22 protein-coding genes are annotated in these 20,584 nt (G+C 66.9%); 21 read left to right on the top strand and 1 reads right to left on the bottom strand.

The annotated features are described in order from the left end of the window. Window positions 1–291: 291 nt before the first annotated feature. Window positions 292–1,083: a hypothetical protein gene (locus MZC64_RS19560; RefSeq protein ID WP_247758182.1), complete on the bottom strand. Its 792-nt coding sequence runs from the start codon at window positions 1,081–1,083 to the stop codon at window positions 292–294. Window positions 1,084–1,577: 494 nt separating this feature from the next. On the opposite strand from MZC64_RS19560, the gene MZC64_RS19555 reads away from it, so the two are divergent. The 21 genes from MZC64_RS19555 (at window position 1,578) to MZC64_RS49135 (ending at window position 20,452) form a co-directional block, all read left to right on the top strand. Beyond that, the gene (locus MZC64_RS19555) at window positions 1,578–2,474 is read left to right on the top strand and encodes an HAD domain-containing protein (protein ID WP_247758181.1); all 897 of its coding nucleotides are present in this window, start codon (window positions 1,578–1,580) and stop codon (window positions 2,472–2,474) included. Between the two features lie 142 nt (window positions 2,475–2,616). Continuing rightward, window positions 2,617–2,997 carry a hypothetical protein gene (locus MZC64_RS19550; protein WP_247758179.1) on the top strand — a complete coding sequence of 127 codons (381 nt, stop codon included), beginning with the start codon at window positions 2,617–2,619 and terminating at the stop codon, window positions 2,995–2,997. Window positions 2,998–3,160: 163 nt separating this feature from the next. Beyond that, window positions 3,161–3,976 (top strand): hypothetical protein, encoded by an 816-nt coding sequence (locus MZC64_RS19545; protein WP_247758178.1) that lies wholly within the window; start codon window positions 3,161–3,163, stop codon window positions 3,974–3,976. 259 nt (window positions 3,977–4,235) lie between these two features. After that, window positions 4,236–4,565: a helix-turn-helix transcriptional regulator gene (locus MZC64_RS19540; RefSeq protein ID WP_247758176.1), complete on the top strand. Its 330-nt coding sequence runs from the start codon at window positions 4,236–4,238 to the stop codon at window positions 4,563–4,565. Between the two features lie 774 nt (window positions 4,566–5,339). Next, entirely contained in the window at window positions 5,340–6,005 is a 666-nt protein-coding gene (locus MZC64_RS19535; RefSeq protein ID WP_247758175.1) for a hypothetical protein, read from the top strand. Between the two features lie 735 nt (window positions 6,006–6,740). Then, a complete protein-coding gene (locus MZC64_RS19530) occupies window positions 6,741–7,403 on the top strand; it encodes a hypothetical protein (protein WP_247758174.1) in 663 nt (220 codons plus the stop codon). Window positions 7,404–7,627: 224 nt separating this feature from the next. Then, a complete protein-coding gene (locus tag MZC64_RS19525) occupies window positions 7,628–7,855 on the top strand; it encodes a hypothetical protein (RefSeq protein ID WP_247758173.1) in 228 nt (75 codons plus the stop codon). 29 nt (window positions 7,856–7,884) lie between these two features. After that, a complete protein-coding gene (locus MZC64_RS19520; RefSeq protein ID WP_247758172.1) occupies window positions 7,885–8,187 on the top strand; it encodes a hypothetical protein in 303 nt (100 codons plus the stop codon). A 239-nt stretch (window positions 8,188–8,426) separates the two neighbouring features. Beyond that, window positions 8,427–9,320, top strand: a complete 894-nt coding sequence (locus tag MZC64_RS19515; protein ID WP_247758171.1) for a hypothetical protein — start codon at window positions 8,427–8,429, stop codon at window positions 9,318–9,320. Window positions 9,321–9,567: 247 nt separating this feature from the next. Further along, a complete protein-coding gene (locus tag MZC64_RS19510) occupies window positions 9,568–10,344 on the top strand; it encodes a 3'-5' exonuclease (RefSeq protein WP_247758170.1) in 777 nt (258 codons plus the stop codon). Between the two features lie 88 nt (window positions 10,345–10,432). Further along, the gene (locus MZC64_RS19505) at window positions 10,433–10,660 is read left to right on the top strand and encodes a hypothetical protein (RefSeq protein ID WP_247758168.1); all 228 of its coding nucleotides are present in this window, start codon (window positions 10,433–10,435) and stop codon (window positions 10,658–10,660) included. A 14-nt stretch (window positions 10,661–10,674) separates the two neighbouring features. Next, window positions 10,675–11,844 carry an AAA family ATPase gene (locus tag MZC64_RS19500; RefSeq protein WP_247758167.1) on the top strand — a complete coding sequence of 390 codons (1,170 nt, stop codon included), beginning with the start codon at window positions 10,675–10,677 and terminating at the stop codon, window positions 11,842–11,844. A gap of 53 nt (window positions 11,845–11,897) precedes the next feature. Beyond that, complete coding sequence (locus MZC64_RS19495; RefSeq protein WP_247758166.1) at window positions 11,898–12,095, top strand: hypothetical protein; 198 nt, start codon at window positions 11,898–11,900, stop codon at window positions 12,093–12,095. 112 nt (window positions 12,096–12,207) lie between these two features. Then, window positions 12,208–12,417: a hypothetical protein gene (locus tag MZC64_RS19490; RefSeq protein ID WP_247758165.1), complete on the top strand. Its 210-nt coding sequence runs from the start codon at window positions 12,208–12,210 to the stop codon at window positions 12,415–12,417. 576 nt (window positions 12,418–12,993) lie between these two features. Next, complete coding sequence (locus tag MZC64_RS19485; RefSeq protein WP_247758164.1) at window positions 12,994–13,194, top strand: hypothetical protein; 201 nt, start codon at window positions 12,994–12,996, stop codon at window positions 13,192–13,194. A gap of 195 nt (window positions 13,195–13,389) precedes the next feature. Next, entirely contained in the window at window positions 13,390–14,556 is a 1,167-nt protein-coding gene (locus MZC64_RS19480; protein WP_247758163.1) for a methyltransferase domain-containing protein, read from the top strand. A 724-nt stretch (window positions 14,557–15,280) separates the two neighbouring features. Beyond that, window positions 15,281–16,225, top strand: coding sequence for a PP2C family serine/threonine-protein phosphatase (locus tag MZC64_RS19475; RefSeq protein WP_247758162.1), 945 nt, complete (start codon window positions 15,281–15,283; stop codon window positions 16,223–16,225). Between the two features lie 513 nt (window positions 16,226–16,738). Beyond that, window positions 16,739–17,116, top strand: coding sequence for an RNase adapter RapZ (locus MZC64_RS19470; protein WP_247758161.1), 378 nt, complete (start codon window positions 16,739–16,741; stop codon window positions 17,114–17,116). Window positions 17,117–17,296: 180 nt separating this feature from the next. Beyond that, the gene (locus tag MZC64_RS19465) at window positions 17,297–17,599 is read left to right on the top strand and encodes a hypothetical protein (protein ID WP_247758160.1); all 303 of its coding nucleotides are present in this window, start codon (window positions 17,297–17,299) and stop codon (window positions 17,597–17,599) included. A 760-nt stretch (window positions 17,600–18,359) separates the two neighbouring features. Then, complete coding sequence (locus MZC64_RS19460; RefSeq protein ID WP_247758158.1) at window positions 18,360–19,505, top strand: DUF3560 domain-containing protein; 1,146 nt, start codon at window positions 18,360–18,362, stop codon at window positions 19,503–19,505. 404 nt (window positions 19,506–19,909) lie between these two features. Beyond that, entirely contained in the window at window positions 19,910–20,452 is a 543-nt protein-coding gene (locus MZC64_RS49135; protein ID WP_374205772.1) for a helix-turn-helix domain-containing protein, read from the top strand. Window positions 20,453–20,584: the final 132 nt, after the last annotated feature.

The following is a 20,584-nucleotide window of genomic DNA, read 5'->3' as shown; positions in this document are numbered from 1 at the left end:
GCTCACGTTGCTGTGTCAGGCGAGCACGGCCAGCAAGGTCACGATCTCGATGTGCTGGGCGGTCACCCAGGAGGCCGCCCAGCCTTGAAGGTGGTCAACTCGCTGGCCTCGCGGTCTCTCGTGGCCAGTCACCGCCCGCTGGCGTCAAGACAACAGCGCCACCGAACACCTCGACTGCGCCGAGGAATGTGACTGATCGCATCACCGACATGACTTCGTTGATCAGCCTCTGAGTGCGGTCCCGGCGCAACTGCATCCGTGGCAGGCTAGAGGTGTCGCACGCAGCCACTCTCAGCCTGACTGCGACCGGCGGATGGCCTCCTCGCGCAGGCTGTGCCAGCTGGCAGCCTCAGCGGCCACACTGTCCAAACAGAAGGCGCGGATCACGGGGTCTTCATCGATCTGGCCGACGATCACACCCGGGTAGCGGTCGAGGAACTCCTCAACCTGCTCATCGCACCACGGTGGCACCCAACCGTGTGACATACACACGAACACCGCATCCGGAACCACATCCACAACCAGGCCGCCGTCATCGATGACCCGCGTCACCTCGACACCACGGGGCAACGGCTCCTGCTCGATGGCCTGCGGCCGCCACCTCGGGTAGCGGACCTCCAGCGCCGAGCCACGTACAGCGTGCCGCAGCATCCAATCCTCGCAAGAGAACCGAGGCTGGACTGCGAAGTCCTCCAGCGAGCCGACCCGGTAACCGCAGTCGTGGTGGGCGTCGAACAACACCACCCGCTTCCACGCCTCCACATCACCGGGAAACATGTCACCGGCATGCAGGTTGGAGTTGGCAAACCACAGAGGAACGTCGTGCAAATCCGGGAAGCGGTCCCAGAACTCTTCCCATCCGGCCAACGGCGGCAACGGGAGTTCGCGGGCCAGGAACTGGGCCGCGCGCGAGTCCCACACCGGTCCGGTCATGAACGCATTTTCCTCGTGCCCCCAGTCATACAGCAGAGAGTGCTCATGCTGGGCCTGGGCCGCCAAGGCAGGGTTGGGAAAGAAGAAGTCCATATCGATCACCAGCAGGGTTGAATCCCCGACGTGCCAGCTCTGATCCTGCAGCGTCACCGACCTGCCCTTCACATCCTGACCCCGCGGTCACCTCGACGGTGGTCTGGGAGAACAGCGATGCTAGCGGGCGAACCACGCTGCGGAGCATCCGCCGGCAACGCCGCCACGAGCAGGCAGGCGAGGGACCCGGTGCCCCGGCGCTCCACGCCACAGCATCGGAGCCTTGTCTCGACAACCCTGGTCTTTCACCCGCTGCGCCCGAGCAACGCGGTGGCACCCGCGACAGCCGCAGGTAGCCTGCCGGGCCCTGCCAGCACCGAGCCCGACGTTGCAGGTTGCGCCGTCGTCGCCGAGAGCGCGTCGCGATCGACAGGCTCCAGCACCGAGTGCAGCGCCGTCCCAGGTCCGCAGCCGACCAGCCCGTGCCCATCTGGACCCCAGCCCGCAGCCACCGGACTCTGCTATGTCGGGGCCACCAGGTACGACCCGATACCCTGGCGACACCACCCAGGACGGTTGCCGCGACCGATCACCAACAGCAAAGGTGCACCATGAACAGGCCCGGTCTAGCACTAGACGTCGACGGGGTACTGGCCGCAGATCCCCGGCACATCCTCGGAGGCCACGAAGCGCTGCGATCACTGGGATATCACGAACACCACTACGACGGCCCCGGTCCGGACGGCATGCCCGCCAGCGGCCCCGTGTGGCTGAATCCCGAGCATGGGTTCTGGCTTCGTGAGCTGCTCGCCCGAGACATCGACATCGCGTGGGCCACCAGTTGGGGACACCGCGCATCGGAATGGATCGCCCCCCGTCTGGAACTGCCCGCACTGCCCGTCATCGAGGTGCCTAACCAGGCGCCGGGCTTCGGCTGGTCAGCCAAGCTGGGCCCGATCCGCCGCTGGATAGATCGCCGTCCACTGGTCTGGATCGACGATGTCTACGGCGGCAAAGAGCACGGCTGGGCAGAGGACCGGCGCGACGAGGAGGGCATCCCCACCCTGCTCATCGAGACCGACCCCGGCCGCGGCCTGCAGCGCGAACACATCGACGCCATCCTGTCCTGGCTCGATGCGCAGACCCCGGCCCCAGACGCCACCGGCACAGCACCAGGCGTGCAGGCGCATCGTGACTGCATCACCACGGCCCTGCGAGCGGGTGGTGTCACCGGTGACAAGGCGACCCGCGCCACCAATGCCATCTTGGCGAAGCTGGCCAAAGGCATGTGTCCCCGCTGTGGCGCGGCACTCGGCCAGTTTCCCGGCCGGTCCCGGATGACACCCGACCGCTGCATCCGGGTGTGCGGTGAATGCAGCAGCCACGAGGGCGCCTTGACGATGCTGCCCGGCGACGGCGGTGACTCGATCGAGGATTGGCCCCTGGACGCCTCGGAGATCCGCGTCGAGTTTCAGGCCATCGTCAAACCTGATCAGGGCCGGCAGTGACAGCGGCCGCTGCCGCCGTCCGGGACCGGTGTGCGCCGACGATGCTCAAGCGCTTCCCACGGTGAAGGAGGACAGGATTGTGACTGTGGCAGTCGAAAGCTGGGGCGCTGCGATAGATCGGGCCATCGGCCCCGTTCACCACGTGGCACACCACCCGCGCAGCCCAGCACACATCCGCGGCATCCAGGCCACCTGCGCCGAAGTGATCACGCGGCTGGACACCGCAATCACCTCCCTCCGCGTTCCCTGTTCTTCCCTGGAGAACAGGCCCCGGTACAGCGATGCCGAACTCGCCGATGCCTACTTCGCCGCCCGGCACCTGCTGACAGTCTGGGCCAAGGCTGTGGCCTTGCACGGACAGGGCACCCCGGAGGCTCAAGCGTTGGCCGACATCATGCTCCACGACTTCACCTCCCCCTCGAAGAGCCTCCGCCAGTACGCCCAGACCCTGGCACAGACGATCACCGCGGGCGAGACACACGCCGCCACGGACAACACCCACCCCGCCTCCACCGTGCCGTAACCGCTGTCCTGCAATGGTTCCTGACCATCACCCTCACCTCCCAGCCTGCTCACCGCTGACAAGACTCGGTGCCGAAGCGGCTAGACCCCTCCGACACACCCACCTGGACACCTCATGCCGTGATGCCCACACGGCCAGCGCCAGAACCGCGGTGACACCCACCATGCAGACCACAGGACACACCTGCGCGGATCGCCTCAGCTACCGGCTGACCATCGAGACCTACGAGCCCCGCCTGTTCGAGCCGGACCTGCTCATCAGCCCCGAAATGCCCTGCGCCTACGACCCCACCGGGCAACGGATCAACATCGGCGACTGGCACCAGTCCGGTCCCTGCGAGCACGACGAATCCATTCCCGAACAGGCCTGGCTCGCGCACTACTTCTCCATGGCCTTCAACGAGTTCGTCCACGAAATGCTGGAATTCTTCCAAGTGGACACCCGGCCCTACCTCAACCCCCACGGCCCACTCGAGGAGGACATCCACGCCGCAGTCAAAACCTGCGCGGCCGCACTGTTCACACTGACCCGCCACCCGGCTGCCGTTCCCACGAACACGCCGCCTGCAGGGCCCACACCGGATCACGCCACATCGACACCCTTGCCACCCTGGGCCAGAGCCGTGGCGCGAGTCGACTACCGGCTCGCGATGAACGCCCGCCCGCCCACGCCGTTCCAGACGTGGATGCTGGACCCCAGCACCAGCATGACATCCGGTGAGTGTGCCCCGGCGGATACGCCTGAACCGCGGGCGAGCGACCGACAGCCAGGGCTCCACCTCGACACCGCACAGGATCTCCATGGTCCCTCCCTGCTCGACCGCTACTTCCAAGCAGCTCTGGTGGCCGGCGCCCGCGTCGTGCTCGATCACTTTCGTGTTGACGGAACACCCGTTGTCGACACACAAGGCGCCTATCGGATGGCGATCCTCCGCGAGTTGCACAACCTGGCTGAGACACTGCTGTCCCTGCGGCGGTAACCGATCCCAGGTACACCACGGGCCGGTCTCGTGGCTCGCTACGGCAGGGACTTCTCTCCGCACCGCAACTGGTGAGGGCCTGCCGTCAACGATGTCCCGACCCAGCCGGCCACGCGGTCATGCGCTGCCCCACATGCACCACGGCAACTGACCCTGGCGAGATCCGGCCACCTGACATTGCAAGTCACGTTCAGGAATGCCGGGCCGCGGACCTCCGTCGTCGAACCTGCCGGTGACATCCTCTGTGGATACTGGGGTCATGCCTGATCAGATGCCTTCACCACACCGGCGAGTTCATCCCGGCTGGCCGTTGGGCCCGTTCCTGACCGCAGCCAGGGAGAAGGCGGGACTGTCGGTCATGGAGGCCGCCACCCGCGCCGACATGGAGCCCGAAGAGGTGCTGCGGTACGAGACGGGCTACCCGGGCGAGCACTTCGAGCACACTGCGGCCCCGGTGATCGGCGTGCGGATGTCCCGGCTCGTACGGCTCAGCGACGCCACCGGCGCGGACGCCGGCCAGGCTCTGTCGCTGATCGGCATCACTCCCGAGAGCCTCGCCGAGGCCGCCCGCCGGATGCGCGGCGGCTGACGCCACCCCCGGCGGGGATCGCCCCGGCTAACCTCCAGCGGGAGGAAGCGTCAGTCGATGTCGGTGGGGTCGCCCGTGGTCTCGCAGGCGGACTGACCTGTTCTCTGACCAGTATCCGACCGCTACACGTCACTTGACGGCGTGATCCTTGCCGGCACTTCCCAGCGGATCAGTGCTTGACCGCTAACCGCCCGACCAGGGCAAACGAACTACCTGGTGGCTCAGTGGCAACTTCGGGAGTTCCAGGCCAAGGAGTTCCGCTCCAGAACTGCCTTTCTCCACTGCCGGGCACGTGCCATCGCCGAAGCTGACGCGAGGTCTGCACCGACTCCAGATGCCATCACGAGAACTGCTGGCACAGCCCGGAACAGTCAGCACTGGGAGCAGGGGAGAAGTCGCGACAAGGGCTGAGCGTCGCCTACGACGGCTGGCCACCAGCGGCTGAGCCTGAGCGCCTTGGACTCCAACACGCCAGATGGCACCAGTATGCCCAGCACTAGGTGAGTGAGGCCTCCGAGCCGGGCGTCTCGCCCCGGGCGGCGCGGCGCACGCTGGACGACTCCGGCCCCGGCGTCAAGCCGCGCGCTGGCGAGCTCTGCTGCTCCCTGCGGTAACCGGGTCACGCCAGCGCGCGGCTTGACACCGATGCCTGCGCCGCCCCCAGCGTCAGCGCCCCGCCCGGGGCGAGACACCCCGTCATCCGGACGCCAGCGGGCGGCGATGTTCGCGAGCCGGCTTCCCGTGCCGCGCAATGACTGTTGAGAAAGGACAGACATGTCCACCCATGATCGCCCGGACATCATCCGGCAGATCGACGCGCTCACCGGACCAGGCCCGGACGCAGCGACCTGGAACTCCACCGACACCCACCAGGCGTCCCTGCCGGATCCCCCGTCACCCGAGACCATGATCGCGATCTTGCTGGGCATGGACCACATCGAGATTGTGGCGATCAACCAGGCCCGTCCGGAGGAGGACGCTGCCCGGCTGCTCGAGGATCCGATCATCGAGTGCACGAGACTTCTCGCCGGGGTCGGCATCTGGTTCGGCAACGACAGCACGCGTGCGCATCTGCCCAACAGTGGTGCCAACGAAACCCTGAACCTCCTGCTGCAGGATGTTGCCGCGGGCGACTATGCCGTCAGCGACACCGACAGGGAACGCATCCTCGCGTTGCTGGCACATCCCGAGCACATCCCGGTGATTCACGGTCCCTGTCTGGTCACCGGGATCGACAGCAACGGCCAGCCAGCCCCGCTCGGTGAGACCTTCCAGCACTGGTTCGGCACGACCTTCCCCGCCACAGACACAGCAGGCGATGCGATGGGGCGTTGGCTGATTGACCATCTGCATAGCTCCGCCGAATCCAGCGGTCTCGTCATCTTCAGCGTCAGCGCCTTCTCAGCGGAGGAAGAACCCGGCCACGCCGGCTCGCCGTAACCATCCCAGCAGCCCTGTCCCACGTGCTGGCGGCCACGCCAAACCTGCCACGGACACGGTCCCCTCGGTCATCGCCAACACACTGCAGGACTGGGGGAGGACTCCAGAATCTGCCAGCGACCACCTTGGCTGTGCCGTAACGACAAGCGGGAACCTGTGTACACCCTGACGGTGCAAGGCCTCCCCAGCCAGACGCACCAGTGCCGCTGAAGCCACAACATCGGCAACGACAGCCGAACCCCGGTGCGCCACCACAAGCCTTCACCTGGCCCAGCAATGCCTCCAGCACCGGCAACCCGTCCCGAGAAGTGTCCAGACCACCCTTTTTCAGCACACCGGCGGGGCGAGCCAGCCCGGCCGGGCCGCGCCCGCCCGCATCCCCCTCGGATCGAGGACCACGAGCAGTTCGTCCGCCACACGCTCACCGCGACCCGCCGCCGCGTAGGCGCTATCGATTGCCCAGGCCGCACCACGCCCACAAGGCCGACCGCGGCTACACCCCGCTGGCCAGCTCGCCATCGAGGTCTGAGCACCAGGCGATCAATGCGGCTTCTCGCGGACATGGTGACGCCGGCGACCTCACACCCACCAGGGCGGCCAGTGGGCTCACCACAGTCCCGTCACCGTGGTGAACCGGCCCCTGGACGTGGTGACCCGGGCGCCGATACCCCGGCCACCACGTCCAGGCGCACCTGGAAACACCCCTGAACTGTGCATCCGAAGGAGACCACCGTCATGGCCAACACCAGCGCATCCACACCCTCCCGCGTGAGGAACACACCCACCACCGCAGCGGGTGAGGACCCACGAACGCAAGCAGCCCGGCGTTTGACAGCCCTTGCCGAGAACCTGGGACTCCTCCCGGAGGATCTCGACGACACTGTGCACGATCAGGCCAGCCGACCTGCCACCGCGATCAACAACGGCGGCCTGGACGCGCAGATCTTCTACCTGGTGGAGCAGATGGGAGAGGCCGAGACCGAGCAGGCCATCCGCGAGTTGGCCGAGGAACCCGATCCTGTGCGGGGCCTCGACACTTCCCTGTGCGGGAGCATGGCCGAGGGCTACGACAACGACCTCGTCAACAAAGTCCTCGGCCACCTCAGCACACTGGGACAGCGCCTGGTGTGCGTATGGAACCTCCACGACCAGTTCGGCTTCGGCGGGGACTCCAACTTCTACGTCGAGACCGCCAGCGGGCGCTTGCACGAGCTGGCAGGTGGACTGTGGCAATGGCTCAATGGCGATCCTGACGCCCTCGAGCCACCCCCGACCCCGGCACCGCCCGCGGCCTGGCTCGGCGCGGACACCGGAACCGTGACGGCCGATCTGGCCCGCCACGATGACCTGCACAACTACGCGAAACAGGACCTCGCGCTTGGCGACGGTTCCGCATGAGCGCCCCGCAGGGCATTCGCAGGCGGTCCTGGCTCGTCGCAGTGGCAAGCGGATCGTGTCCCGCCATGCCCTCCAAGCCAAGGCCGCCACCGTGATGCCGGATCCCCTTCTCGCTGACCGAACAGGCCCGCGCCCCACCCGTTCCAGCGCTTCCCCGGTATCACACGCGGCGCGGGGCTTTGTGCGGTGCTGCCTCGGCTTGCTGGGACGGCGAGGACATTCTGGTGATCGAGGCCGAAGGGGAGGAGTTCGGCCCGAACCAGATCAGTCCCCACGAGCATGGCCGCTACCACGTCGGTGACAGCTGGATGTGGACACAGGAGACGTGCTGGATCTGTGCTGTCCCGGCCCGCCCTGGGGAAGACGAGGGCTCCAAGATCCAGCTGCACGAGCCCGCTTGCCCCACCACCCCGGCCGAGGAGCGGCCGCTGGCCTGCCATGAGCTGGTCTAGCTGGGCCAGCCCGCCGCGCCCCGTCCCGCGTGAGCCTGCTCTACGTCGGCCTGCCCGACAGGCAGCAGGTCCGGGACTGGGCAGCAGAGTCCGCCCACGAGGTGGCCCGCATCGCTGCTGAATTCCCCGTCGGCACCGTCGTCGAACGCTTCGGCAATGACATCAGGAAACGCGCGCAGTCCCTACCGCGAACAGACCTGCCGCAAGCACCGCAGCTGGTCGACACGTTCTGCGACTGCATCCACAGTGACCGGCACCAGCACGACGACCCGGGATCGCGCGGTGCGCCCGCTGCGGCGGGGGCACCGCATTCTGCACCACCGTGCTGGTAGGGGCCAGCCGAAGAACCAGGCTAACCCCTACCAGCACGCCAGTGCTCACCGAGCGCGCCCCGCCGAAGCGGAACACACCGCCGTGGCTGGCACAGCAGCACAAGCACGTCTTCCAGCCGATTCCCCGGTCCTCGCCTCTCCGCACGAGACCCCGGCCCGGCAGCGGCCCGGAGTCGGCTGCCGCGCTGTCCCGAATCGCATCACCGGCTCCACTTGCAGATCACGAGGAGGACAGCTCTATGTCCACAACCAACACCCAGCCCCGGGAGCGCTGGGTCCACACCGGAATCGACGCGCCCTACTCCTTCAGCATGCCCGACCTGTCCCACACGCCCACCAGCCGCGGCCTTGCCTACAGCGGCACGCTCGTGCACCCCGAGTTCGGTGCTGTTGGCCTCATCGTCAACGAGGGCCGTGGCCTCCCGACCGCCTTCCATCCGCATGACCGCGCCCGATTCGGCGTTGCTCACCTGGAGGCATTCCTGCGGCAGTGCCAGCAGGACGGCGAGCCGATGGCCACCGACACCAACATCGAGGGCGTGGCGGACCTGCTCGAGGCGATCGTCGATGAGGCCGAGACCGCCAGCCATGTCACCAGAATGCGCGCGACGAACAGCTTCCTGCTCCGCAGCTACCTGCCTCGAGAGGCGGGGGACTGGGGGCCGGAACGGGGCGCTGTCCTGGCCTGGACCCGGATTCTGCTGACCCACACCAGCCGCGAACGCCTAGCAGCCAAGCTGGATGAGCACGAGGCCGGCGGTTTAGAGACCGGCGCCTACTGGCAGATGTTCGACGGGCAGGACTGGACCCGCCTGCTCGGGCCGTCCCCTCTGACACCCGAACAAGCCAACACCAGGATCCGCCGCGCCGAACAGCTCGCCGCCGGCCTGCCGGACGGGAACGCTTCCCTCCACGCCGCGCCGTTCTCCGGGGACCTGTGGTTGTTCGGCAAACCCGCCCGGCGGTTCACCCTCGTCGGCGACACCTCCTACCTGCTCAACACCGACTCGTGGTGCCGGTGCCCGAACCGGCAGCCAATCGTCCAGTTTGAACTGTGGAACAGCACCGGCCTGGAGGGATCCGGCACCGTCCACGCCGCACAGCTCTGCCGCCGCCTAGTGCGCATCAACTGACCCGCGCCCGGCCTCATCTCGGCCCGTCCAGCGCCGCCTGCAGCAGCACTCCAGGACGGCCCAGCCCCACTGCAACCCGCTCAGGTCTGGGCCGTCCTGCGGGGTACTGCCCGCGCTACCACCAGCCGCGGCCAGCGTCTTCTCAAGGCCGTCCGGCCCAGGCCGCAAGCACAGGCCGTGCTCGGCGACACGGCGCCACCACGGCACCCGATCGTTCCGAAACCGCACTGTCCCAAGGAGTGTCACCATGACCAGTCCCGCCGTGCTCCCCGCCCGGCCCGAGCCACAGATGTGGTACCTGCCTGACGCCGACGGCCAGTCCTGGTTCTCCGAGACCAGCCTGCGGCGAACACTGGAGACCATCTCCTTGGCCGAGGTATTCGCCGACGGCGCGGACAACCCTGCCCAGGCCCACGCCGCGCTCATCAGCGCGGTCCTGACCCAGCTGTCCCGATCCGCCACCCTGCCGCCGGTGCAAGTCCGCAAGCGCAACACCAACCAGGAACGGCGCCGACTCACCAGCCTGTGGGCACTGGACATGCTCCTGCCTGATCGGTCGGTGTGCATCGACGTCGAGACGACCGGATTCGGATCACGCGACTCGCCCGCACAGGTGATCCGGATCGCCGCCGTCGATACCACCACCGGCAAAATCCTGTTGAACACCTTCGTCAACCCGGGCCCCGCCGCGGTGATCGAGCCTGGCGCTGCCCAGGTGCACCGCATCACCAAGGAGATGGTGACCGCTCCGGGAGTGCCGGACTGGCCCACAGTCCTCCGGAAGCTGCTGAAGGTAGTCCGAGGCAAGGCACTCTTGGCCTACAAGGCCCGATTCGATCAGCGCTCGATCCTCGCCGACTGCAAGCGCCACAGCCTTGACCCGGAGCACCTGGCTGTGGAGGAGGCATGGAACTGCGTCATGACCTGCCGCCGGGACTGGGAAGGCAGCAGTCAGGACCGGCCACTCGGCGGTGACCACACCCCTGTCGGTGCCTGCCTCAATAGGGCATGCGCGAGTTGGTGATCGACATGGCTGCGCCTGATGCCTGGCCACTCTGGATCCCTCAATCTGCAAGCCCTGGCGCCAGCGGGGCTGAGCAGGACGGCCGGACATGACCGTCGCCCTGCTTCCGCTGCCGCGCGACCCGCTCGGTGACCGCGCCAGCGACCAGGTCGCGCAGGAAGCCGTCCACCAGGCACAGGCGCTCGGCCTGCTGCGCCAGCCTCCGTCCTCACCTCCGTCGGTCACGCTTCGCTGCGAATCGGCTCCCCGTGTCGTGCGGACGTTCGGGCTCGGGGCCGATAGCGGTTTCATGTCGCAACTTCCGCCCTGTCGTTGATCAGCTACCTATCGGTGCTGAACGACTGCATGGGAAGGGCGTTGCGCGGTGATGTCACTGCACCACAAACCATCCACACATTCCCGCGAAAGCGAGCGCTGATGCCTGCTTCCACCATCGTTGTCGCCGGCGGCCAGTACCGCCTGTACGGCGACTCCGTACAGACCTTCGAACGGCTGCCGGTGGCGACCTACACCATCCACTTTTCCCAAATGTCCGGATACAGCCTCCGCCAGAGCGCCCCGCTCGCGCCCGGTGCGGAAACTGTCTACGGCTCCCACGCACAACGCGTGGATCGCATCGTGCGTGGCTACGAGGACATGGACCGGTCCCTGGGCGTGATCCTCTCCGGCGACAAGGGCATGGGTAAGTCGCTCCTGCTTCGGATGCTCGCCGAACAGGCCCGCGAACGGCTGGAGCTGCCTACGATTCTCGTCCAGCACTCAACCCCAGGTCTGGCGTCCTTTTTGGACAATCTCGGCGAGGTTGTCATCATTTTCGACGAGTTCGAGAAGATATTTGCCAGCAACGGCGAGGACGAGGCCCAGGCCCAGTTCCTCAGCCTCTTCGACGGACTCAGCGTGACCAAGCGCATCTACGTCCTCTCGGTCAACAATCTGGGTGGCGTCAACGAGTTCATGCTCAACCGCCCCGGCCGTTTCCACTACCACATGCGGTTCGCCTACCCCGAGCCCGAGACGGTCGCCACTTACCTGCACGACCAGGTACCCGGGATCACCCTTGCCCAGGTTGACGAGGTCGTCGAATTCTCCCGGAAGTACGACATCAACTTCGACCACCTGCGGGCCATTGCCTTCGAGCTACGCCGGAGGGAACCATTCGCCGAGGTGATCGGTGACCTCAACATCAAACGCAACGAACGCGCCGACTCCTTCGTTGAGGCCCGCATCACCTGGCAGGACGGCAAAGCCGATGTCCTTGCCGGTCCTATCGACCTGTTCGACCGCGACAGCGCACAGTCGATCAACGACTACGACATCGACGTGAGCCTGCGGTTCCGTATGTGCGATGCCGTGTCGACCACGGAGGGCTACCGCCTCCCCGCTGGAACCTTCGAACTCATCGACCTGCGAAGCGACCACAGGAAGGCTCAGGACGGCGATCTACCGGCTGCCGCCTTCGTCATTCTCAGGCGCGTGCGCAAACGCCCGATCGACTTCTGAGGCGAACGCCGCGCGGTTCGCAGCCCAGACCCTGGTGATCGCCGACCTGGTGCATGTGCCAGGTCGTTCAGGCCAATGGCACCGCCTCGGCGCTGGGCTCCACCAGCCTGCAGGGCACCGTGGAACGGATGGTCAGGGCCATCAACGTCCTGACCACTGAGAACAAGCAGCTCAGCACCCAGCAGGACAAGCAGCTCGGACGGAAGTCATTACGCTACGGCCCCGCCCCTGACCTGCGGCCAAACGGGTAGCGGGGAGTTGGCCGCTACCCTGGCCGCTGTACCTCTGTCGCGGAGGACACCGCCCCCGGTTGGCCGCCGGGGGCATCCGCGACGAAGAGGACGACTCCGCGATGAGGGGCAGGTGTGTCATGGACGAGGCGAACATCGCAAGTACCGGGACAAGGGACTGGCCGCGCTGCTGCACGCCGAGTGGTTGGCGCCGCAGAAGGTGCGCAACAACCCCTTCGCCCGCGAAGCGGTCTCCAGCACGCTGAACCTCGCGCAGCGCGAGGCTGGTGGCTCTGACCTGCGCGGTCTGGCCTGGCGGATGGGCATGGGCCCAACTGGGTGATCTTCCCGCCCGTTTCACAACCTGTGAAAGTGCACCACCAGATCCCACCTAGCGTCATTTCTCGGATACGGGAGGTGACATTAGATGGGATCTGTGGTGTCACACCCTCCCCGGCCCGCCACCTGGCCTGGGACAACCTCGCATCCACCCCAAGCGGTGTCCCGGCCGGCGCCCCGACAGCCCGGCCGGGACACCGTCACCACCGCACCTCACGCTGCCGCTGACTCCGAGCTGTTCTTCGGCGTTCCCCCGGCGCGCTGGTGCGGACATCGCCGACCTCCACCGCTGTCTTCCAAGCAGGTGCGGGTCGCGCCGTATCTGGAGGGAGATGCCGATCATGTCCTGGCCATCCGCCGCGCCCGAGCCCGAGCCGAGGCCTTCGCCCGCTGGCAGCACGCCAGCCGAAGCGCCCGCTGCCGACCCCGCGTTCGCCGCCGCACTTGACCAGCTCTGCGCGAGGTTGAGCGGTTCCGCCTTGTGGACCTACGGCGGCTCAGCCCGCAATCGTGACGCCGCCCGGCAGGAACGCCGCTGGTGAACGGCCACTTCTGGCGGCCGTCAGGGATGTAACCGGTGGTGCCGCAACACGTCCACCAGCCGGATGAGCGGTGGCCGGTGAGCGTGGCCGACTTGCTGGAACAGGCCCTCAAGGACGGCCGCCCACTCCGGCTGCACTGGATCAACGACAACACCTGGCTATCGCCCCGTGAGTACCCGACCGCGGTACTGCCCCGCATCACCGGCGAGACCGATAGCCCCTGGAAAGAGCCGATGTAGACGCCGGTCGACGGCACCGGACCGGCCCTTGAACCTGACCCGCGATGCGGGCACCGTTGTCCCACAACGAGAAAGGCACAGGCTCGTGGCCAAACACGAGGACAAGACCGACCAGGACACCAGCACCCCACCCCACCGGCCGCAAGGACCACCACAGCCGCCCAATCCAGCCGGACCCGATCGGAGGCACGGCCGATGAGTTCCCAGGCCACGCTCACCGGCGAACTCAGCGCCAACGGCCTCCTCCCGCAAGCCTGGGCCACTAGCTTCACTGCCATCGACCGCGCCGAGTTCGTTCCCGCCCACTGCTGGGCGAACACCCTCGATGGAGCGACCGAACCCCTTGACCGGGAGGAAGACCCCGCCCGGTGGGAGGCCGCGGTCTACTCCGACCAACCGATCGTGACCCAGCTCGACGACGGCGCGACCACCTGGCCTGAAACCAGCGGCAACGCCACCAGTTCGGCCTCCCAGCCCAGTCTGGTGCTGGAGATGCTGGACTCGCTGGACATCCAGGACGGTGACCGGGTGCTGGAGATCGGTACGGGTACCGGTTACAACGCCGCCCTGCTCGCCCACCGCCTCGGCGATTCGCAGGTCACCACTGTCGAAGTCGACCCAGACCTGACTGAACAGGCCCGCGCCGCGCTGCTGAGCCTGGAGTGCAGGCCCACAGTGATCTGTGGCGACGGTGGCGACGGTTACCTGCCCAACGCGCCGTATGACCGGATCCTGGCCACCGCGTCTGTCCTGGCCGGGCACGTGCCGACCGCGTGGGTCGAACAGGTCGATGTCGGTGGACAGATCCTGTTGCCCTGGAAGACAATGTGGGGCAGCGGCGTACTTGTCCGCATGGTCGTCAAGGAGGACGGCACCGCGGTCGGCCCGGTCCTTGGGGACGCCTTCTTCATGAACCTGCGCAGCCAGCGCACCCCCTTCGGTCAGGCGGGCAAGTTCGGTCGCCTGGCCGATGAGGCCACCGATGCCCCGGTGTCCAGCACGATCGTGGCGCCGCACGAGGTGGCCATCGACCCCGACGGCGCGTTCACTGTGGGGCTGCACCTGGCCGATGTGCAGCACAGCATCGCCTACGAGGACCCGGAGCACTACGAACTGCTGCTCTACCAGGTCAACACCGGGTCCTGGGCCACGGTCGAGGTCACTGCTGAGCACACTGCCGAAGGCAAGTTCCCGGTCCGTCAGCACGGCCCGCGGGAACTGTGGTCAGAGGCCGAAGCCGCGCACAACTGGTGGATCGCCCAGGGCAGGCCCGCCCGCACCAGCTACGGCCTGCTCGTATCCGGCCAGCAGCAGTCGGTCTGGCTCAACCACCCGGACAACCCGGTCACCGGCCTCATCTAAGCCACGGTCAGTAACCACCAGAGTGGCCAGCATCCTCACGGGTGCTGGCCACTCTGGCTGTCCATACCTAGCGATCCCGCACAACGTATCGAGTTGGCAGGGAAACCAACTGGCCATTTGTCGTGGCGAATGACGCTGGGCGGAGGGCCGACGTCGCCCAGCTCATCGCCGAGCCGGCCGCCGGCGTGCTGGCTCTGGTGATGGAGTTCGTCGCGACCGCGATCAACGCCACCCAAGGATTGATCACAGGCAAGCGCTCGTTGACGTTGCTGCGGGACTCCGTCGGCACCGCCGAAGTGCTGGCCGGGGCCCAACAGCGCTCGTGCAGACCGCTACTGCTGAAGTCCTCGGCGCGTGTGGTCTCGACATACCGATCACACAGATCCGCTGCGGCGTTGTTTCCGCAGCCCCTTGGGCAGCGGGTGCGCCCGGCGTCCCGGATTTGGGACAGGACAGGCCTGGCGTACCCACGCCGTGTCCTTCAGCCCCGTATCCCTTGGCAGCCGGGCAAGCCCTCTGATCACAGGGGAATCCGCCGTCGAGCCACCTCCTTGACCACACCTTGCCTGTGCCGCCTCGATCGAGGGCATCAAGGTCTTCGGAGCCGCCCCCCTTGCCCAGTCGGCCGCATGGCTGGCGGCTCTGACGCCCTCACCCACCTCAACCCCGACCCGCCCGATGCCCACAATGCGCTCTCTCCCACCGCACAGCCGGAGGCCTGATCATGCTCGATGTATCCCGCCGGATCGCCGTCACCACAAGCTCGGGAACGCGGTTGCACGACGTGCGTTTCACCGCGACCGACTCTCTGGATGCCGTGGAACGCCAGCGTCTATACCCGATCAACCCGCCAGCCCCCGTCCTCTTACAGTGCCGCTGCGGCTGGATGAACACCGGAGAGTGGGGCACAGCGAAGGCCACCGCGATCGACCACATCCTGCGCCCGGTCAACCTCCCGGTCCACCGCATCGGCAGCAACACCGGGATCGGCTCCCGCCGCCGCAACGCCGACAGCTACGGCTCCGCCGTCAACGACACCACCGGTGTCAGCGCGTTCGCCGTGGCCGACGGCATCGGCAACCAGCCACATGCTGCTCAGGCCGCCGCGGTCGCGGTCAACGCGGCCCTGACAGCCGCGATTACGGCAACCAAGAACCGCGCCGTGATCGGCCTGCTTCGCGCGAGCGACGCGCTGGACAACCACGGACTCATCGAGAACGGTGACACGGTCATGGTGCTGGCGGTCAGCCACCCGCCGATGCACGGCCATGGCGTGACATGGGACATGGCCTGGGTCGGCGACTGCGACGCCTGGCTGTTCACAGACTCCACACTGAACCGGCTGACCACCCCACACACCCAGGGCCAACAGATGCGCCTGCGGGGAATTCGCGAGTCTCTCGCCTCCCGCTACGACAATGTCGTGCTCACCACCGTGGGCACCGCTGATCCCCGCACCCTGGGGAGCACCACGTTCACCATCCACAGTGGACGACTGGCATTGACCAGCGACGGCGTCGGCGCTGCCCTGCACCACAGCGCTCTTCACACTGTGTTGTCCCAAGGGGCCGATCCGCAGGTGTGTGCGCGGAACCTGGTCCAACGTGGCCTTGCCCGGCCTCGGGCGGACAACGCCACCGCCATGGTGATCGACACGATCAGCACCTGACCGGCCTCCACCCCAGCATGCCCGGCTCAGTACCGGAGTCACCTCGCGGTCTGCTGTGGCCGCTGCCCAACCCACGTGCCCGCGGATGTGCACACCACCCACCGCAACCGCTCCGCCTGGACGCGGCCGTTCACGTGTCACTGCCGCAGGTACCGTCCCCGCCTGGTAACGGCTCGCCGCCGATCTAGACCTGCCCCTCGGCTGCCCCAACCAGTGCCACCAGCGTGCCTGCCCGTCTTCCCGAACACCGCCGCCTGCTCTGGGCACCGTGCCCGCCGACCCTTCAGCACGGCCGCGGCACTTCCAGAGACGAAGCCATCGGCTATGTGAGCAGCAGGCACAGGACATGTGGGACGCACATCAGGCAGATCGGCGCTGTCGCCAGGCAGACCAGGCTCCGTCCCCGCCACGCCCTGTCTCCCGCCCGAACGGCCATGTCCGACGGCTGCAGATCGGCGGCGCCCTCACCACCAATTCGCAAGCGTCCTCCACCCCAGAGAAAGGAAGTGGGCTGTGGCGGTCATCGAACTCGTCTCGTTCGGACACCTGCACCTGCCCGACGGGCAGCTGCCCATTGCTGACCGTGTCGAGGATGTTCGGACTCGACTGTACGATCCAGCAGCAGCCCCCGGCATACTCGAACTCGACGGCCTGGACCCGCGAGTGCAGGACGTGGTGCTCGATACCGCTGGCGCGCAAGAACTTCTCGAAGAGTTGGTTGAATACGCCACCTCGCCCCGAAGGATTGCGATCGGCTGTTCCGGAGGACGTCACAGAGCATCAGCGCTCTGCGAAATCCTTGCCGCGCGCCTACGGGAGAGCGGTCACCACGTCCAGGTCGAGCATCGGCATGTCCACCTGCCCCGTGTTCTCAAGGACCCCACTCCTTGACCAGCGCCAGATACAGCGCGCCGGAGCCATGCTCCCGTCTGGCGTGGCGGCCAGTGGTCGGACTCACCAACCCAGCCTGTGTGTCCTTAATGGACCTAGTGTGGACGAGTTCTCTGGCGCCTGTGCTCGGTCTTGAAGATCACCCTCCCTGCACCCACACGTCTAGTAGGAGCGATCCTGATGTCATCACGATTTTCTCCGCGGTCGTGGGATGTTCTGGCTGCGGTCAAGGCCGGTGCGGGTGTGCCGCAGTCCCGCACCCAGATCCTGGCTTCGGTCTCGGCGGCCGCGCACGGCTCACTTCGCCTCAACGGACTCAACATCCTGCTGAAAGTCCTCTGTGTGAGGGGAGCGCTGGTAGAGATGAAGCGGGACCAGGCCACGGGCCTCGGGGCCGATACCTTCCACAGGGTCCCTTCCACGCGGTACTACGTCGCGATCACCGATTCCAAGCATCGCCTGGAAGCTGGCCATGTCACGTAAGGACCTGGCTATGTCCGCGAGACACGGCTGAGCCCATTCGTAGGTCGCTGCACACGCTGCGTCGCAACCGACGAGGCCATCACCCTCCTCGGTTGCGGCGCTGGAACCGGATCGTCGCTCCAACCCTTGGTCGCTGCGCTGGCTGCCGCCAAGTGGACAGTGGCGGCACTCCACTGGCTAGGACGCAGCACATCCGTTCGCCTGCTGACCGGCGCCGCCACCGACCTGGCCCAGATCACTCACGAGCTAGTCGGCAGCCTGCCGCAAGACCGGAATCTCCGCCAGGTCCGCGAGACCCTCGTGGCAACCGGTGTCCTCCCACTCAGGCACGAGATCTTCGTCCCTTCGCCGAGTGGGAGGTGCACCGAGACGCGTGACGCCGGGCCGCTCGTGGTTGCTACGCCACCGGTGCAGTCACAGGAGATCGCCAGGACATCCGTCCCGCCACCACATTCCTCACCTGGCTGGACGAGAACCAACCCGATCTCGGCACAGCCACCCAGACACACCTGGAACTCTGCCTGACCACAAACCCCACCCGGAGCCGCGACGTCAGGACGCTCTCGGGCTGTAGCCCGGATGTACGCGGAGCGACCAGACCGCCCGCACGGCGAGGCATCCGCGAGTACGAGGTTCTTGGCGTGCTCGCCCGCGTTCGGTGGGGCGCCCGCACTCTGCACCAGCGCCGGCCAGGGCTCAAGCCACGCGGACACAACGTCCGCGCGGCTTGCCCCCTTTACCCGGCGCTGGTGCTGGCCGAGTGCGCCCCCCGAGCGCGGCGAACACGTCCGCATCGCAACCGAAACCGAGTGAGAGACATATCGCCATGTCCCAAGGAATCCTGACGATTCACCATGACTACGAGTCAGGCACCACCGTGGAGGGCACCACCCGCAACAGCCCAGCACATCTGACGCTGAAGGCCCACCCGTCGTGGACCTGGTCCCGCTACGCCACGGCCTGGCTGCTGCGGTCCTCACGACACCGCCAGTCCAAGCCCTACGCGATCAACGAGATCGAGCGAATGCTCACCGAGGCGGGCTACACCGTCGAGCGCGACATCGTCGACACCATGCCCAGCGTCGAGCAGCAGGAAACCGAACTCTCAGAACGGATGGACGTCCGCGCCGACCGACTCACCGAACGCGCCGGGAAGCTGCAAGTCAAGGCCGATGCTACGCGCGCCAAGGCTGAAGCCGTGTTCGACAGCATCCCGGCAGGCCAGCCGCTGTTGGTTGATCACCACAGCTACAAAGCCGACCGCAACCGGCGCGAACTGGCCTGGAACAACCTCGGCAAGTCCATCGAGCAATGCGCCTATGCCGACAAGCTGGCCCAGCAAGCCGAGACCGCGTCGCACCACATGGGCGCCCGGAACAACCCGGTCTCCGTCGGGAACCGGATCGAGAAGCTGGAAGCCGACCGTCGACGGCTTCAGCGCGAACTCGACGGTGAGCCGGGCTGGATCACCGAGACCGACCAACAGGGCCAGGAACAGCACCGATGGGGCATCCGCCACCCCACCAGGGAGCGCGCGGACTACCTGCGGCGCGAGCTCACCACCCTCACCGAGCAGATCGACTACTGGAAGGGTGTCTACGCGCAGCTCCAATCCGAGGGTAAGGCCTCCGCGCTGGGGCCGGACACGGTCGCCAAGGGCGACTGGGTGCTCTGCAATGGCATGTGGATGCGGGTCCGGCGGGTCAACAAGAAGTCAGTGACCGTGCCGAACCCGGCCTTTCCATCGCCGCGACCAGGCGACAAGGAAGCCACCTGGACCATCGCCTGGCACAAGCTCCGCGGCCACCGCACCACCGAGCAGATGCCACCAGAGGTCGTCGAAGCCTACGAAGCACCGGATGCTGACCGGATCAGCCTCAGCCCACGCCCCAGCGACACGCCGTGATGACCCTCCGAGGCCGGATCGCCGTCCCCAGAACACGATCCTGGAGGCCGCCGCACCCCGGCCGACGACGGACTGGCGCACCGTTCAGATACCGGCACCTCCCCGGTCGGCGGTCGTCCTCGGCAGGTACTGCCACGGCCACCCGGCCGCCGACGGCGGTGTGTAGTCGACCCACCACCGGCGCACACATCCGCTGCTTCCGTACGGCCGAATGCTTGAGCAGGAACCAGAACTGTCAACACGAGCACCCCGCCAGCCTGCTCTAGCCCGACAACCGACCCACTGCCAGACCAGCGACCGCACTATCGAAGCCGCACGAGATCCAGCGCGGCCAACCACGGAAGTCCCCCACCAGCGGCCAACCTAGCCCGGAAGAGGCAGTCGAGGAGGAAGCCACTTACCGGGTGCGTGGCTGCGCGCCCTGCTCTTGCGAGGCAGTGCCCGACACCGGCAGCGACCAGCGCCACCAAGACCATCTACGACCTGGGAATTCTGGAGTCGAGACTGTGCCAACCCTCCGTCAGACACGCACCACTGTCCGCATCCTGGAGTGCCTACTGAACTCACCCCATGTGGAGTCCTGCGCCACAGCGATCGGGAACCGCACAGGCATGCCCACCAACACCGTGTACCGGGTGCTCCACAGACTTACCCAGCACCGAATCCTTGAGGTGTCGCGCAAGGTACCCAGTAGCAGCGGACCAGCACATCGCAATGTCCGCTTCACCCCGCAAGGCTGGGAACTCGCTGCCGAGTGGGGCCTCGTGACACCCACAACCCTTGCCGCACACAGGCTTCGCGCAATCTCGGCCGCACTGCGATTGCCTGTCCCCAACGCGCTACTCCGCGCTGCTGCTCAACTCGAACTGCACAAGCCAGGGGAGTCCAGACCTGAACTGGCCGCCCTCGCCGAGGCAGTCCTTGGCGTCGGCGGACACCAGCGGTGAAACGCCACCGGGCCAGGCAGCAGGCAGACCTCACACCGCACCTGCCCTACCACGAGCCTGTGCCAGGGGTGAGCGTGCCGAACCGGTAACAGCCCACCCTCCGCGCTGGGTCGAGCAGAACGCTTTCGCCAC

The organism is Crossiella sp. S99.2, from assembly GCF_023094165.1.
Classification (GTDB): domain Bacteria; phylum Actinomycetota; class Actinomycetes; order Mycobacteriales; family Pseudonocardiaceae; genus Crossiella.
Note: the sequence above shows the minus strand (reverse complement) of the source record. Positions and strands in the feature narration are given on the sequence as shown.